The sequence below is a fragment of the Aestuariivirga sp. genome, assembly GCF_965227715.1.
In the GTDB taxonomy this organism is placed as follows: Bacteria; Pseudomonadota; Alphaproteobacteria; order Rhizobiales; family Aestuariivirgaceae; genus Aestuariivirga.
The window spans coordinates 4,119,393-4,132,121 of sequence record NZ_OZ245771.1 but is presented as its reverse complement, the minus strand read 5'-3'; the positions used below and the strand labels follow the sequence as shown (position 1 = coordinate 4,132,121).

The window sequence follows — 12,729 nt, the reverse complement described above, 5'->3', positions numbered from 1 at the left end:
GTCAGTTGCCTTCGGAGAGATTGACGGAAGCGCCGCCGCCATGGCTGTCACCGGACTTGACCGCATGGGCGGCGGCCTGGACGCCGTGTGACATCGCCTGAGAGCGCTTCATGCGCTTGGCCCAAGCGGGCGGGCCGTCAGTGGTTGCGGACGAGGATGCGGGGGCATCGGAGGCACCGCTGTCGCCGACGGGCGATCGGCCGCCCGCCTCGAAGCTCTCCCTTATCGACGCGGCGGCGCGCCGGAACGGGCTGGCGATGGCCGAGCCGAGTTTGGAAGCACCGGTGCCGGCGACATTGCCGAGACCCGCTGCCACGCCTGTCGCGCCAGTATGTCCGGCCGCGCCGAGGCTGTAGGCAGACGATGCTCCACCTGCGAGCGCCGCCCCACCACGCGCTGCCGCGGCAGCGCCTCCTGCCAATGCCGCGCCACCAGAGGCGGCGATACCGACCGCCGCGGCACCCGCCATCGCCATGCCGCCGGCGGCGAGTCCGGTTCCGATCGCCGCACCGGCGCCGAGTTGCGGCCCTCCGGAGACGAGACCGTTAGCGATGCCGGGGCCGAAGATGCCGAGGCCGAGCAGCGACAGCGCCGCCAGCACGATCGCCATGGCGTCGTCGATGGTTGGCGTCGCGCCGTTGAAGCCGGCGGTGAACTCGGAGAAGAGCGTCGAGCCGATGCCGATGATGACGGCAAGCACCATCACCTTGATGCCCGAGGAGATCACGTTGCCGAGCACCCGTTCGGCCATGAAGGCGGATTTGCCGAAGAGGCCGAAGGGGATCAGCACGAAGCCGGCGAGCGTCGTCAGCTTGAACTCGATCAGGGTGACGAAGAGCTGGACGGCGAGGATGAAGAAGGCGAGCAGGATCAGCGCCCAGGCGAACAGCAGGCAGGCGATCTGGATGAAGTTCTCGAAGAACGACACCCAGCCCATCAGATCCGAGATGGAGTCGAGCAGCGGCCGTCCGGCATCGAGGCCGGTCTGCGCCACCTTGCCGGGACGCATGAGATCGCTGACCGAGAAGCCGGTGCCGGACGCCTTCAGGCCCAACCCTGCGAAGCTTTCGAAGACGATGCGCGCGAGGTTGTTCCAGTTGCCGATGATGTAGGCGAAGACCCCGACGAACAGGGTCTTCTTGATCAGCCGCGCGATGATGTCGTTGTCGGCGCCCCAAGACCAGAAGAGTGCGGCCAGCGTCACGTCGATGACGATCAACGTCGTGGCGATGAATGCCACCTCGCCCTGCAACAGGCCGAAGCCACTGTCGATGTAGCGGGTGAAGACCTCCAGGAAGTGGTCGATGACGCCGGAGCCGCCCATGGTCAATGCGCCTCCGGTGACGTGGTGCCGAGGAACCGGTCGCGGTTCTCCGCCCATGCCTTGAGGCAGGCCACGTCGCGGCCGGCGGCCTCGCCCATGTCGCGACACTGCCGGAGCGTGGCGCGCAGCGGCTCGGGATCGCTACCGTGAGGACGGTTGACGGTGCGGATCTCCGTTGCTTCTTCCTTACGGGTCAGCTCGATCACCGAGGCGGTGATCGCCACCGCTACGAAGGCGACGACGCCGATGCGTGCGAGGGTCTTGCCGTCCATCGCCGCGCCCTCAATTGCTGCCGTAGAACATCTTGGCCGAACCGGGCTGGTAGCCCGTGCCCGGCGTCAGGAAGCGGCGACGCTGTTCGCGACCCTGCTCGGCCGCGGCCGCCCGCTCGGAGTCGCTGAGCGCTTGCGCCCGGCCGTTGGCGGCGACCACCGCCGTGAGATCGGCGAGCTGCTGTGCCTGGAGTGCGAGAAGCTGATTGCCGGCCTGCGTCGCCTGGAGCGCGCCGGTCGCCGACTGGCTGGCGCCGACAAGCGTCGACATCTGCGCGCGATTGGTGTCGATGTTGCCGACGACGCCGGCCTGCACGCGCATGGCGTCCTGCAGACCGCCCACGGTGTTCTGCCAGCGCGAGCGGGCATCGGCGACGAGTTGCTGGTCCGACGCCGACATCGAGGCGGTCGAGTATTTCTGCTGGAAGGCCCGATCGATCTGCTGAACGTCATAGGCGATGTTTTGCGCCTGCCCCAGAAGCTGCTGCGTCCGTTGCACGGACTGTTGAAGCTGCTGGAGCGACGAATACGGCAGGCTCGCCAGATTGCGGGCCTGATTGATCAGCATCTGCGCTTCGTTCTGAAGCGAGGTGATCTGATTGGTGATCTGCTGGAGCGCGCGGGCGGCCTGAAGGACGTTCTGCGCGTAGTTCGACGGGTCGAAGACAATGATGGCGTGCGCCGGCATCGGCAGCATCGGTGCGACAGCGACGGAGGCGGACAGCAAGGCGGCGGCGAAGCGCGCCGCGCGCGAACGGCGCAGGGTCATGGGCGGATCTCCAGATTGGTGAGGTCGGGAATGAGGTCGGCGGCCCAGCCGGCACCGCGATGGCGCAGCCAGGCGTCGAGGAAGCCGTCGCGGCCGTGTTCGGCAACGATCTTCGCGATGGCCGCCTGATCGGTCTTCGAGGACGCGGCGCAGAGGGCCAGCGCCACGTCCGACAGGCCCAGCTCGAACAACCGATTGCCGCGTCGCGACTGGCAGTAGTAGTCGCGCTTGGGCATGGCCCGCGCGATGATCTCGATCTGGCGGTCGTTGAGACCGAAACGGCGATAGATTGCGGTGATCTGCGGCTCGATTGCCCGCTCGTTCGGCAGCAACAGCCGGGTCTGGCAACTCTCGATGATGGCGGGCGCGATGGCGCTGCCGTCGATGTCGCTGAGTGACTGCGTGGCGAAGATGACGCTGGCGTTCTTCTTGCGCAGCGTCTTCAGCCATTCGCGAAGTTGGCCGGCGAAGCCCTCGTCATCGAGCGCCAGCCAGCCCTCATCGACGATGATGAGCGACGGCGATCCGTCGAGCCGGTCTTCGATGCGGTGGAAGAGATAAGCGAGAACCGCCGGAGCGGCGTCCGTGCCGATCAACCCTTCGGTCTCGAAGGCTTGGCAACTGGCCGCGCCGAGATGCTCGCTCTCGGCGTCGAGCAACCGGCCCCATTCTCCGCCGATGCAGTACGGGCGGAGCGCCTGCTTCAGGTCGTTCGACTGCAACAAGACACAGAGGCCAGTGATCGTGCGTTCCTCGATCGGTGCCGAGGCCAGCGAGGTCAACGTGGTCCAGATGTGCTCCTTCACCTCCGGCGTGATGGCGACGCCCTCGCGGATGAGGATGGCGACGATCCAGTCCCCGGCCCAGGCGCGCTCGGCGGTCTCCTCGATGCGCGCGAGTGGCTGCAGGCTGACGGAGGTTTCCGATCCGTCCGTCAGACCGCCGCCGAGATCGTGCCAGTCACCAAGCATGGCGAGCGCGGCGGCGCGGATCGAACCGCCGAAATCGAAGGCGAAGACCTGAGCCCCGGCATAACGGCGGAACTGCAGGGCCATCAGCGCCAACAGCACCGACTTGCCGGCGCCGGTCGGGCCAACCACCAGTGTGTGGCCGACATCGCCGACGTGAAGGGAAAACCGGAACGGGGTCGAGCCTTCGGTCTTGCCGAAGAGCAAGGGGGCGGCACCGAAGTGCTCGTCCCGTTCCGGCCCCGCCCACACGGCACTGAGGGGGATCATGTGGGCGAGATTGAGTGTGGAAATCGGTGGCTGCCGGACGTTGGCATAGACATGCCCCGGCAGGCTGCCGAGCCAGGCGTCGACCGCGTTGATGGTTTCGACCATCGCGGTGAAGTCGCGGCCCTGGATGACCTTCTCGACTAGCCGCAGCTTCTCGTCGGCAACTCGAGGATCAGCGTCCCACACGGTCACCGTCGCGGTGACATAGGCGATGCCGGCATAGTCAGCGCCGAGTTCCTGAAGCGCGAGATCGGCGTCCGCCGCCTTGTTTGAGGCATCTGTATCGACCAGCACGGATTGCTCGTTGGTCATCACCTCCTTGAGGATCGCGGCGATCGACTTGCGCTTGGCGAACCATTGCCGCCTGATCTTCGTCAGCAACTTCGTCGCGTCGGTCTTGTCGAGCAGGATCGCGCGGGTGGACCAGCGATACGGGAAGGCGAGCCGATTCAACTCGTCGAGCAGGCCCGGCGTGGTCGCGGTCGGAAAGCCGATGACGGTCAGGACGCGCAGGTGCTGCGCTCCCAGCCGCGGTTCCAGCCCGCCGGTGAGCGGCTGATCGGCCAAGAGCCCATCGAGATACATCGGCGTCTCCGGCACGCGGACGCGATGGCGATGCGTGGACACGCAGCCGTGCAGATAAGTCAGTGTCTCGCCGTCATCGAGCCAGCGGCATTCCGGCATGAAGGCTTCGATGAGATGCAGCAGCCGGTCGGTGCGGTCGGCAAAGCTGGCCATCATTTCGTGCGCATTGATGCCGGCCTTCTCGCGCCCCTCGTAGAGCCACGTCTCAGCACGCGCGGCGTCCTCGGCCGGCGGCAGGTAGGCGAAGGTCAGGAAGTAGCTTGATTTGAAATGGCTCCCCGCTTCTTCGAAGTCGGCTTTCCGCTCGGCATCGACCAAGGCCGAAGCAGCATCGGGAAAGCGGCTGGCGGGATAAACGCCCGCTGCATGGCGTTGTGCCTCGACGAAGATCGCCCAACCGCTCCCGAGACGGCGGAAGGCATTGTTGAGGCGACCGGCTACGGCAACCAGTTCGGCGGGCACGGACGAATCCAGATCGGGACCACGGAAGCACGCCGTGCGTTGGAAACTGCCATCTTTGTTGAGCACGATGCCGGCGCCGACCAGTGCCGCCCAGGGGAGAAAATCGGCGAGCCGCCGGTTACGGTTGCGATATTCGGCGAGGTTCATCATGGCCGCGCTCCCCTTCAGACCGAAAGGTGCGTGGGGATGCGCAGATGCCGGCGACCGACCTCGACAAAGAGCGGGTCGCGCTTTGCCGCCCACACCGCCGCGAAGTGCCCGATCGCCCAGATGGCGATGCCGACCAGCCAGAGACGCAAACCAAGGCCCACCGCGCCGGCGAGTGTGCCGTTCATGATCGCGATGGCGCGCGGCGCGCCGCCGAGCAGGATCGGTTCGGTCAGCGCCCGGTGAACCGGCACGGTGAAGCCTGGAACCTCGTTCACCTGTTCGACGACGCCAGCCATCAAACCAGCGCTCCGCCGCCGAACGAGAAGAACGACAGAAAGAAGCTCGATGCGGCAAACGCGATCGACAAGCCGAAGACGATCTGGATCAGGCGGCGGAAGCCGCCCGAGGTGTCGCCGAAAGCCAGCGCCAAGCCGGTGGTGATGATGATGATCACGGCAATGATCTTGGCGACCGGGCCTTCGATCGACTGCAGGATCTGCTGCAGCGGCTGCTCCCACGGCATCGATGAGCCCGAGGCATAGGCGGGTGCCGTCACCGCCACGCTGAGCGCGACGGCGGATACGGTCATGGCGAGACGTTGGCGCACGAGGCGTGTGATCCTGATCACGGCGCTTCTCCTTCCGGGTTGATGCTGATCGCGTTCGATGCGCCATCGACGGCGGGCGTGACGCGGTAATCGCCGTCGGTGCCCAGGCCATCGACACGGGCGAGTTCGGCGAGCCGGCGCGCTGCACCACGGCCGGAAAGCACGGCCACGAGGTCGATGGTCTCGGCGATCAGCGCGCGCGGAACGGTGACGACGGCTTCCTGAATGAGCTGTTCCATCCGTCTGAGCGCGCCGATGGCGCTGCCGGCATGGATGGTGCCGACGCCACCCGGATGGCCCGTACCCCAAGCCTTCAGAAGGTCGAGCGCCTCCGCACCGCGTACTTCGCCGATCGGGATGCGATCGGGGCGCAGACGTAAGGATGAGCGGACGAGATCGGACAGCGAGGCGACGCCTTCCTTCGTTCGCATCGCGACGAGGTTGGGCGCGGCGCATTGCAGCTCGCGTGTATCCTCGATGATGACGACGCGATCGGAAGTCTTCGCGACCTCCGCCAACAGCGCATTGGTCAGCGTCGTCTTGCCCGTCGAGGTGCCGCCCGCGACGAGGATGTTGGCGCGGGACGCCACGCCCCGACGTAGTGCCTCGGCCTGTGCAGAGGACATGATCCCCGCGCGCACGTAATCGTCGAGCGTGAACACGGCGACGGCGGGTTTGCGGATTGCGAAGGCCGGGGCCGCGACCACGGGCGGCAACAGCCCCTCGAACCGTTCGCCGGTCTCGGGCAGCTCCGCCGAGACGCGCGGGGCGCCGGCATGAACCTCGGCGCCGACGTGATGCGCGACCAGGCGCACGATGCGCTCGCCATCCGCCGGCGACAGATGCTCGCCGGTGTCCGACAGTCCTTCGGAAAGCCGATCGATCCAGATGCGCCCGTCCGGGTTCAGCATCACCTCGACGACGGAGGTATCTTCGAGAAGCCGGGCGATGGCGGGGCCAAGCGCCGTGCGCAGCATCCGCGCGCCGCGTGCAAGCCCTTCAGAATTGTGATGCGAAGCCGCCATTCGATCCCCGATCTCGCCGGGGAGAAGTCAGATGGTCCCCAGACGGGGTCGATTAAAAGAGCCGGAAATTGGGCTGATTCAACAAGGATTTGATGACGAGCGGCCTTGGCGAAGAAAAGGCGGTGATTGGCGGGATTGGTTATTCGCTGTCGGCCGGTCGATATCGCTCAGCGCTGTGCGTTCTCGACGTAGGTCGCCACCGCCTTCTTGTTGTGCGCGTCGATCAATTGGGCTCCGTCGGCAACGAGATCGGCAAGGGTCTGCTGTTTCAGGACAGCCCGCCAAGCTTCCTCGGCGGCGATCATGCGGGTCTTGATGAAGCAGTCCGCCTTGTAGACGCACGGGTCCTTCGCCTTGCCGGGGCCGCGCCGGCGGATTTCGCGGCAGACGAAGGCGGGCTCCCGTCCGTCGATCGCTTCGACGATGTCGAGCAACGTGATGCGCGCCGGGTCGCGCGCCAGCCGATAGCCGCCGCGCGGCCCCGGCACGGCATCAATGACGGAAGCCGCAGCGAGCGCCCGCAGATGCTTCAGAAGATAGGTTTCCGAAACGCCGTGCAATTCGGCGAGACTCTTGCCCGGAAGCACTTTGCCCTCCCGCAATCCGGCCAGCACCAAGGCACAGTGCAGCGCCGCCTCCACCCCGTCGCTCATGCGCCGCATCGCCTTCTCCCGTTCCGTTCTTGGATTGCGCCCTAATCATGGATATATATTATCCACGATTCTCAGCCAACTCCATTCGATACAGGAGGCTCACATGCATTTCAGACTGAACATCGCCGCGCTGGCGCCGGAGCTCTATCAGGCCGTCCGCGCCCTCGATGGTGCCGTGACCAAGTCGGGTCTCGACAAGCGCACGCTTCACCTCGTCAAGCTGCGCGCCTCTCAGATCAACGGTTGCGCCTACTGCGTCGACCTGCATGTGAAGGACGCTCTGGCCGACGGGATGGACACCCAATTGCTGCATCTCGTCGCCGTCTGGCGCGAGTCCCCGTTCTTCGACGCGCGCGACCGGGCAATTCTCGAATGGACGGAGAGCGTGACGCTCGCCGCCGAGACGGGCATTCCCGACGCCGCCTTTGAAACCGTCCGCGCCGTCTTCTCGGAGGCCGACATCGCCAAGCTGACGATCGCCATCGGAACCATCAACATCTGGAATCGCATCGCGGTCAGTTCCCGCATGCAGCACCCGGTCAGCACGGAAAAGAACGCGGTTGCTCCTTGATCGATTGCCTCTTGACCCTGACATTGATGTCAGGGGTTACGAGATGCAGCAGGAGGGCGGATGAAGATCGGAGACGTTGCAAAAAGGACGGGGGCGAGCGTGCGCTCCATCCGTCATTACGAGAAGGTCGGCCTGATCCGCGCCACCCGCGAGGAGAACGGCTATCGCGATTTCGACGAAGCCGACGTGCTCCTGGTGCGCCGTATCGGCCGGATGATCCGGCTCGGCTTCACCACCGAGGAAATCGCAACCTTTCTCAACTGCATCGTCGACGATCCCGCCACGGTCACCGCCTGTCCGAAGGTGGCCGCTGCACATCGGTTGAAGCTCGAGGCGATCGAACGGCAGATGGCCGATCTCGAAACCCGTCGCCAGAAGCTTCTCATCACCCTGAAGGCGGCCTCCGGTCAGGACGACATCAGCGTACCGGAGACGCTTGCCCATGCCGAAAACAGCCCCATCGCCCTCGCTCATCCTCGCCACCCTGGCGCTCGCGGTCTATTTCGTCGGCGCGGTTGAGTTCATGCTCGCGCCGATGCTGACGCCATTGGCGTCGGCTTTCACGGCGAAACCCGCCGATATCGCCTGGCTCGTATCGGCCTATGCGGTGTCCTACGCCGTGCTCGCCCCGCTCATCGGCCTCCTCAGCGACCGGATCGGCCGGCGGCGCCTGCTTCTCCCAGCATTAGCGCTCTTTGCCGCCGACGCGCTGGCTGTCGCCTTCGCGCCGTCGCTCACCTTCGCGATCATCGCCCGCATTCTCGGTGGCGCAGCGGGGGCGGCCCTGACGCCGACCGCCTTCGCCTTGATCGCCGAGACCGTTCCCGAAGATCGCCAAGCCGGCGCCATGGGCCTCGTCCTCTTCGGCCTGACCCTCGGCATCGCCACCGGGCCGACCTTCGCGGGACTTCTGACCGATGCCTTCGATTGGCAGGCGCCGTTCATCGCCGTCGCCTGCGGCTGCCTCGCCGTTCCAGTGCTGGCCGCGCGCATCCTGCCGCCGTCTGTTGCGCGGCAAGGCCGACCGCTCAAAGCCTCGGCAGCCCGCCTGCTCGATGGCGCAATCCTCAGGCCCAACCTCTCCAAGGGCTTCTGGCTCGGCGCAACTATTGCCGGGTTTCTGATCTCCGGCGAGGTTCTGCGCAACCGCTACGGTCTTTCGACCAGCATGGTCGGGCTCTCGGTCACCGCCTTCGGCATCGGTCTCGCGGCCGGCAATCTCGCCATCGGGCGCCTCACTGCGTGGGCCGGACGTCCAGAGACCATCCTCATCTTCGCCATCGCCCTCATCTTCGTAACGCAGAGTGCCTTCCTGGCGATCGACTCGAGCCTTGCGTTGGCGATCGGCTTTCTGGCTTTCTGGGGCTTTGCCTCGGGCCTCGCCGCACCCGCCAACACCGTCATTCAGGCGAGCCGGGCCGGCTCGGACGCCGGCTTCGTGCTGGCGTCATCGGAATCGATGAACAACGGCGCGCTGCTCGTGCTGGCGCCGGTCGTCGCGAGTTGGATCGGCGGTGGGGACACCATCAATGCAGCCATTCTGCTCGGCGTCTGCACGCTCGCGGCGCTAGGGGTCAATCTCGTCGACCGACAGTCCCGAACGAAGGCCCTCCCATGTGAGGCGAGTTAAGTGCTCGCCTTCGTGGGCTCTTGGTTCGCGTCGACATCGCGGGACAGCTCCTTCAAAAAGCGGTCCCCAGTCGCCAGCCGCCTCCCAAGAGTTTGCAGAAAGCTCTCAAAGCGCTCTGCGCCTTTCGCCCTTGCAGATGCCTGCGCGCTGTCGGGCAATGGCGGCGTGATGGTCAGCCAGAAACGGATGAATAGCGAGAGCGTCTCTCCGACGATGGCGAGGTCTTCGTCGAGCCCATCGATCTGGCGGCCGATCCGGTCCATGCGGCGGGCGAACACGGCCTCAAGTCGCTCGGACGCATCCGCCGACAGGAAGGAAGCGACGGCGGCTTCAATCACGGCGGATTTGGAGATGTTGCGCCGAAGCGCCAGCGCTTCGACCTTCTTCAGGAGGTCAGGGTCGAAATAGACATTCATGCGGGTCTTGGTCTGCATGGCCACCCTCACAAGTCGAGGCCATCGGCCGGGTCCATCGTCGCCTGCCGAGCATTCGATGTGACCTGCTGGCGAAGACGGCTGGCCCGGGCGGCGTCCACATCGGGATCGTCATCGAGAACATCGAACTCGCTGAGGGGCGATCGCTCGGGCGGCGCGATCTCCTCATGTTCGGGCAATTCCGGCTCACGGCGAATGCCGGCATTGGCCGGATCGGCGCTCGCGCCATTCCCCTTGCCGGGTGCTGCTCCAGCCGATGCCGTCGGGGTCGCCAGCGCCGACCAATCATCCGCGGACTGTGTTGCCGGCGCCGCCGCTGTCGTCGCCTTCGGCGGAGGCAAGATACGTTCCTTGAAACGAGCATCCTCGTAATAGCGCGCCTTCTTCGCCCGGACCGGCGGCACACCCGCGACTAGAAGCAGTTCGTCGGCAGGTGGAAGCTGCATCACCTCGCCGGGCGTCAACAGCGGCCGCGCCGTTTCCTGGCGCGACACCATGAGATGGCCGAGCCAGGGTGACAGCCGATGGCCGGCATAGTTGGTGGAATCGCGTATCTCGGTCGCGGTGCCAAGAGCGTCCGACACGCGCTTGGCGGTGCGTTCGTCATTCGTGGCGAAGGCGACACGCACATGGCAGTTGTCGAGCACGCTGTTGTTCGCGCCATAGGCTTTCTCGATCTGGTTGAGGCTCTGTGCGATCAGGAAGGACTTAATGCCGTAGCCCGCCATGAAGGCGAGTGCGCTCTCGAAGAAGTCGAGACGGCCGAGCGCCGGAAACTCGTCCAGCATCAGCAGGAGGCGATGGCGGTTGGCCGATGTCTTCAGGTCTTCGGTCAATCGCCGCCCGACCTGATTGAGCAGCAGCCGGATTAGCGGCTTGGTGCGGTTGATGTCTGAAGGCGGGACGACGAGATAGAGGCTGACCGGCTTCTCGCCCGCGACCAGATCAGAAATGCGCCAGTCGCAACACGCCGTCACCTTCGCCACCACGGGGTCGCGGTACAGGCCGAGGAACGACATTGCGGTGGAGAGCACGCCAGACCGCTCGTTGTCGCTCTTGTTGAGCAACTCGCGGGCCGAAGATGCGATGACGGGATGGACGCCAGCTTCGCCAAGATGCGGCGTGTTCATCATGGCGCGCAACGTCGCCTCGACGGGGCGTTTCGGATCGGAGAGGAAGTTGGCGACGCCGGCCAGCGTCTTGTCGGCTTCGGCATAGAGGACGTGGAGTATCGCTCCGACCAGCAGCGAATGGCTGGTCTTTTCCCAATGGTTGCGCTTGTCGAGTGCGCCTTCTGGATCGACGAGAATGTCTGCGATGTTCTGCACGTCGCGGACTTCCTTGTCGCCGCGACGCACCTCCAGCAGCGGATTGTAAGCCGACGACGCCGGATCGGTCGGATCGAACAGCAGCACGCGGCCATGCTTCGACCGGAAGCCGGCGGTCAGGCCCCAGTTCTCGCCCTTGATGTCGTGGATGATCGCGCTGCCCGGCCAGATCAGCAGCGTCGGTACGACGAGGCCAACGCCCTTACCCGATCGCGTCGGGGCGAAGCACAGCACATGCTCCGGGCCGTTATGGCGTAGATAGTCGCCATCGAGCCGGCCGAGCAGCACGCCATCGGGGCCGAGCAATCCGGCAGCGCGGATTTCCTCCGGCTCCGCCCATCGCGCCGATCCGTAGGTCGCGACGTTCTTCGCCTCCCGCGCCCGGATCACCGACAGGGTAATGGCGACGATGATCGAGATGAAGCCGCCCGACACGGCGATGCAGGCGCCCTCAATGAAGATCGGCGGCGCATAGGCGTCGTAGCAATACCACCACCAGAAGAAGAGCGGCGGATAGTAGATCGGCCAGCCCGCCGCCACGAACCAGGGCGTGCCGAGTTGCCCCTGAAAGCCGAGCCGCCACGCCGTCCACTCCGTCGCGCACCAGATGGCGGTGAGCACGATCACTAGAACGACGGCGACTTGTCCCCAAAGGACACGGCTTCCCGACATAGAGGCTCCAATCGGCAGAAGAGACGGAGCCGATCAGAGAATAGCCGCATCAGCCACAAGCAACAGGAAATCCGAAACACCGGGGTTTCGGATACCACGGCGAAGAAAAAGGATGGTCAGTGCCGCGCCGAACGCGCCTCGGCCGCCGCCTGTTCCAATATCTTGCGATAGCCGGTCTTGGTCATCCACCGCGCACGGGCAAGGTGGCTTTGCCAGCAGGTCCGGGCTCGACCCGTTTCCGATGTCGGATCACGGTGCAAAACGATGCGAGCTACCTCGGTCCAATCGGCTCCATCCGTCTCGGCATCAAGCAGCCGCAGATAGGTCACGAAGTGCCGTTCGTCGTAGGCAGTGATTTCTCGCTCGCTGGGAGCGAGATCGTCGACGTCGGGGTCAAGCTCCGGTCGCACCCTCATCGCACTGCCCTCCCTCGGACCTCGGCAGAAAAAACCTGAAATGGGATAATCCCGTATCAGGATTACCGGAATGGCTCCTCTTTTTCAATGGAGAGCCATCCCGAATGCAGAAATCCTTGCGCACGCCTCGACAAATACTTCTTCAGTCCCTCCTCGTCGAAGCGCGTAAGGCCACTGGACTGACCCAGGCGGAGTTGGCCGATGCGCTGGGCAAACCGCAGTCCTTCGTTGCCAAGTATGAGAATGGAGAGCGACGGATTGATGTCATTGAATTCGTCGACATTGCTTCGGCCTTGGGCATACCTACCGCGGACCTTCTGGCCAGAATCGAGCCCGCTGTGGCAAAGCCTTCGCGACGCGGGAAGTAAGTTCGCGCCAAGGCAATGCTGGATTGATGGCCACGGTCCGGCCTGAGCACTCGCTATATCCGCGCGATCGAGGGCATCGACGTTTCCGCCAGCACCGCGGTTCTTGGGCAGACTTTGGAAGCGCTTGGAATTGAGACGGGCGAGCTTCTGAAGCAATCAGTCAAATCGGGCCGGGTTGGTTTCTTGCGTATCGGGCAAAAAGCAACCCTGCTTAACATCGGTATG

At 65.0% G+C, this 12,729-nt stretch carries 15 protein-coding genes and 1 pseudogene; 5 read left to right on the top strand and 11 right to left on the bottom strand.

Going from position 1 to position 12,729, the window contains the following annotated elements:
- Position 1: 1 nt before the first annotated feature.
- The 8 genes from trbL to ACO06F_RS19695 all read right to left on the bottom strand — a co-directional run bounded on the left by trbL (position 2) and on the right by ACO06F_RS19695 (position 7,094).
- A complete protein-coding gene (gene trbL, locus ACO06F_RS19730) occupies positions 2-1,324 on the bottom strand; it encodes a P-type conjugative transfer protein TrbL (RefSeq protein ID WP_421696730.1) in 1,323 nt (440 codons plus the stop codon).
- Positions 1,325-1,326: 2 nt separating this feature from the next.
- Complete coding sequence (gene trbK-alt, locus ACO06F_RS19725; RefSeq protein WP_394946341.1) at positions 1,327-1,596, bottom strand: putative entry exclusion protein TrbK-alt; 270 nt, start codon at positions 1,594-1,596, stop codon at positions 1,327-1,329.
- A gap of 10 nt (positions 1,597-1,606) precedes the next feature.
- Positions 1,607-2,365 carry a P-type conjugative transfer protein TrbJ gene (gene trbJ, locus ACO06F_RS19720; RefSeq protein WP_421694413.1) on the bottom strand — a complete coding sequence of 253 codons (759 nt, stop codon included), beginning with the start codon at positions 2,363-2,365 and terminating at the stop codon, positions 1,607-1,609.
- Positions 2,362-4,800 carry a conjugal transfer protein TrbE gene (gene trbE, locus ACO06F_RS19715; protein ID WP_421694412.1) on the bottom strand — a complete coding sequence of 813 codons (2,439 nt, stop codon included), beginning with the start codon at positions 4,798-4,800 and terminating at the stop codon, positions 2,362-2,364. Before trbE ends, trbJ begins: the two co-directional genes overlap by 4 nt.
- A gap of 14 nt (positions 4,801-4,814) precedes the next feature.
- On the bottom strand, positions 4,815-5,096 hold the full coding sequence (locus ACO06F_RS19710) for a VirB3 family type IV secretion system protein (protein WP_421694411.1): 282 nt from the start codon (positions 5,094-5,096) through the stop codon (positions 4,815-4,817).
- The gene (locus tag ACO06F_RS19705) at positions 5,096-5,389 is read right to left on the bottom strand and encodes a TrbC/VirB2 family protein (RefSeq protein WP_421696729.1); all 294 of its coding nucleotides are present in this window, start codon (positions 5,387-5,389) and stop codon (positions 5,096-5,098) included. Before ACO06F_RS19705 ends, ACO06F_RS19710 begins: the two co-directional genes overlap by 1 nt.
- Before the next feature lie 35 nt (positions 5,390-5,424).
- Positions 5,425-6,432, bottom strand: a complete 1,008-nt coding sequence (gene trbB / locus ACO06F_RS19700; protein WP_421694410.1) for a P-type conjugative transfer ATPase TrbB — start codon at positions 6,430-6,432, stop codon at positions 5,425-5,427.
- A 167-nt stretch (positions 6,433-6,599) separates the two neighbouring features.
- Complete coding sequence (locus tag ACO06F_RS19695) at positions 6,600-7,094, bottom strand: RrF2 family transcriptional regulator (RefSeq protein WP_113425178.1); 495 nt, start codon at positions 7,092-7,094, stop codon at positions 6,600-6,602.
- Between the two features lie 94 nt (positions 7,095-7,188).
- Here ACO06F_RS19695 and ACO06F_RS19690 point away from each other — a divergent pair, with 94 nt between their 5' ends.
- The 4 genes and pseudogenes from ACO06F_RS19690 (at position 7,189) to ACO06F_RS19675 (ending at position 9,286) form a co-directional block, all read left to right on the top strand.
- A complete protein-coding gene (locus ACO06F_RS19690) occupies positions 7,189-7,656 on the top strand; it encodes a carboxymuconolactone decarboxylase family protein (RefSeq protein WP_421694409.1) in 468 nt (155 codons plus the stop codon).
- Between the two features lie 60 nt (positions 7,657-7,716).
- Positions 7,717-7,854, top strand: a pseudogene (locus ACO06F_RS19685) (MerR family DNA-binding transcriptional regulator); the annotation flags it as partial.
- Between the two features lie 45 nt (positions 7,855-7,899).
- Positions 7,900-8,175, top strand: a complete 276-nt coding sequence (locus ACO06F_RS19680; RefSeq protein ID WP_394946486.1) for a hypothetical protein — start codon at positions 7,900-7,902, stop codon at positions 8,173-8,175.
- Complete coding sequence (locus ACO06F_RS19675) at positions 8,099-9,286, top strand: MFS transporter (protein ID WP_421694408.1); 1,188 nt, start codon at positions 8,099-8,101, stop codon at positions 9,284-9,286. The genes ACO06F_RS19680 and ACO06F_RS19675 overlap by 77 nt, the downstream gene beginning before the upstream one ends.
- Here ACO06F_RS19675 and ACO06F_RS19670 read toward each other — a convergent pair.
- The 3 genes from ACO06F_RS19670 to ACO06F_RS19660 form a co-directional block, all read right to left on the bottom strand.
- Positions 9,283-9,720, bottom strand: a complete 438-nt coding sequence (locus ACO06F_RS19670) for a CopG family transcriptional regulator (RefSeq protein ID WP_421694407.1) — start codon at positions 9,718-9,720, stop codon at positions 9,283-9,285. The genes ACO06F_RS19675 and ACO06F_RS19670 overlap by 4 nt on opposite strands.
- Positions 9,721-9,728: 8 nt before the next feature.
- A complete protein-coding gene (locus ACO06F_RS19665; protein WP_421694406.1) occupies positions 9,729-11,720 on the bottom strand; it encodes a conjugal transfer protein TraG in 1,992 nt (663 codons plus the stop codon).
- Positions 11,721-11,836: 116 nt separating this feature from the next.
- Positions 11,837-12,136 carry a DNA -binding domain-containing protein gene (locus ACO06F_RS19660; protein ID WP_394946353.1) on the bottom strand — a complete coding sequence of 100 codons (300 nt, stop codon included), beginning with the start codon at positions 12,134-12,136 and terminating at the stop codon, positions 11,837-11,839.
- A gap of 104 nt (positions 12,137-12,240) precedes the next feature.
- Between ACO06F_RS19660 and ACO06F_RS19655 the strand changes: the two genes are divergently transcribed.
- Positions 12,241-12,504 carry a helix-turn-helix domain-containing protein gene (locus ACO06F_RS19655; protein ID WP_283481756.1) on the top strand — a complete coding sequence of 88 codons (264 nt, stop codon included), beginning with the start codon at positions 12,241-12,243 and terminating at the stop codon, positions 12,502-12,504.
- Positions 12,505-12,729 lie beyond the last annotated feature (225 nt).

What these genes read in the sequence shown, in the direction of transcription:
- trbL (WP_421696730.1), bottom strand. Translation starts at nt 1,324, where the DNA reads ATGGGCGGCTCCGGCGTCATCGACCACTTCCTGGAGGTCTTCACCCGC.
- trbK-alt (WP_394946341.1), bottom strand. Translation starts at nt 1,596, where the DNA reads ATGGACGGCAAGACCCTCGCACGCATCGGCGTCGTCGCCTTCGTAGCG.
- trbJ (WP_421694413.1), bottom strand. Translation starts at nt 2,365, where the DNA reads ATGACCCTGCGCCGTTCGCGCGCGGCGCGCTTCGCCGCCGCCTTGCTG.
- trbE (WP_421694412.1), bottom strand. Translation starts at nt 4,800, where the DNA reads ATGATGAACCTCGCCGAATATCGCAACCGTAACCGGCGGCTCGCCGAT.
- ACO06F_RS19710 (WP_421694411.1), bottom strand. Translation starts at nt 5,096, where the DNA reads ATGGCTGGCGTCGTCGAACAGGTGAACGAGGTTCCAGGCTTCACCGTG.
- ACO06F_RS19705 (WP_421696729.1), bottom strand. Translation starts at nt 5,389, where the DNA reads ATGACCGTATCCGCCGTCGCGCTCAGCGTGGCGGTGACGGCACCCGCC.
- trbB (WP_421694410.1), bottom strand. Translation starts at nt 6,432, where the DNA reads ATGGCGGCTTCGCATCACAATTCTGAAGGGCTTGCACGCGGCGCGCGG.
- ACO06F_RS19695 (WP_113425178.1), bottom strand. Translation starts at nt 7,094, where the DNA reads ATGCGGCGCATGAGCGACGGGGTGGAGGCGGCGCTGCACTGTGCCTTG.
- ACO06F_RS19690 (WP_421694409.1), top strand. Translation starts at nt 7,189, where the DNA reads ATGCATTTCAGACTGAACATCGCCGCGCTGGCGCCGGAGCTCTATCAG.
- ACO06F_RS19675 (WP_421694408.1), top strand. Translation starts at nt 8,099, where the DNA reads ATGCCGAAAACAGCCCCATCGCCCTCGCTCATCCTCGCCACCCTGGCG.
- ACO06F_RS19670 (WP_421694407.1), bottom strand. Translation starts at nt 9,720, where the DNA reads ATGCAGACCAAGACCCGCATGAATGTCTATTTCGACCCTGACCTCCTG.
- ACO06F_RS19665 (WP_421694406.1), bottom strand. Translation starts at nt 11,720, where the DNA reads ATGTCGGGAAGCCGTGTCCTTTGGGGACAAGTCGCCGTCGTTCTAGTG.
- ACO06F_RS19660 (WP_394946353.1), bottom strand. Translation starts at nt 12,136, where the DNA reads ATGAGGGTGCGACCGGAGCTTGACCCCGACGTCGACGATCTCGCTCCC.
- ACO06F_RS19655 (WP_283481756.1), top strand. Translation starts at nt 12,241, where the DNA reads ATGCAGAAATCCTTGCGCACGCCTCGACAAATACTTCTTCAGTCCCTC.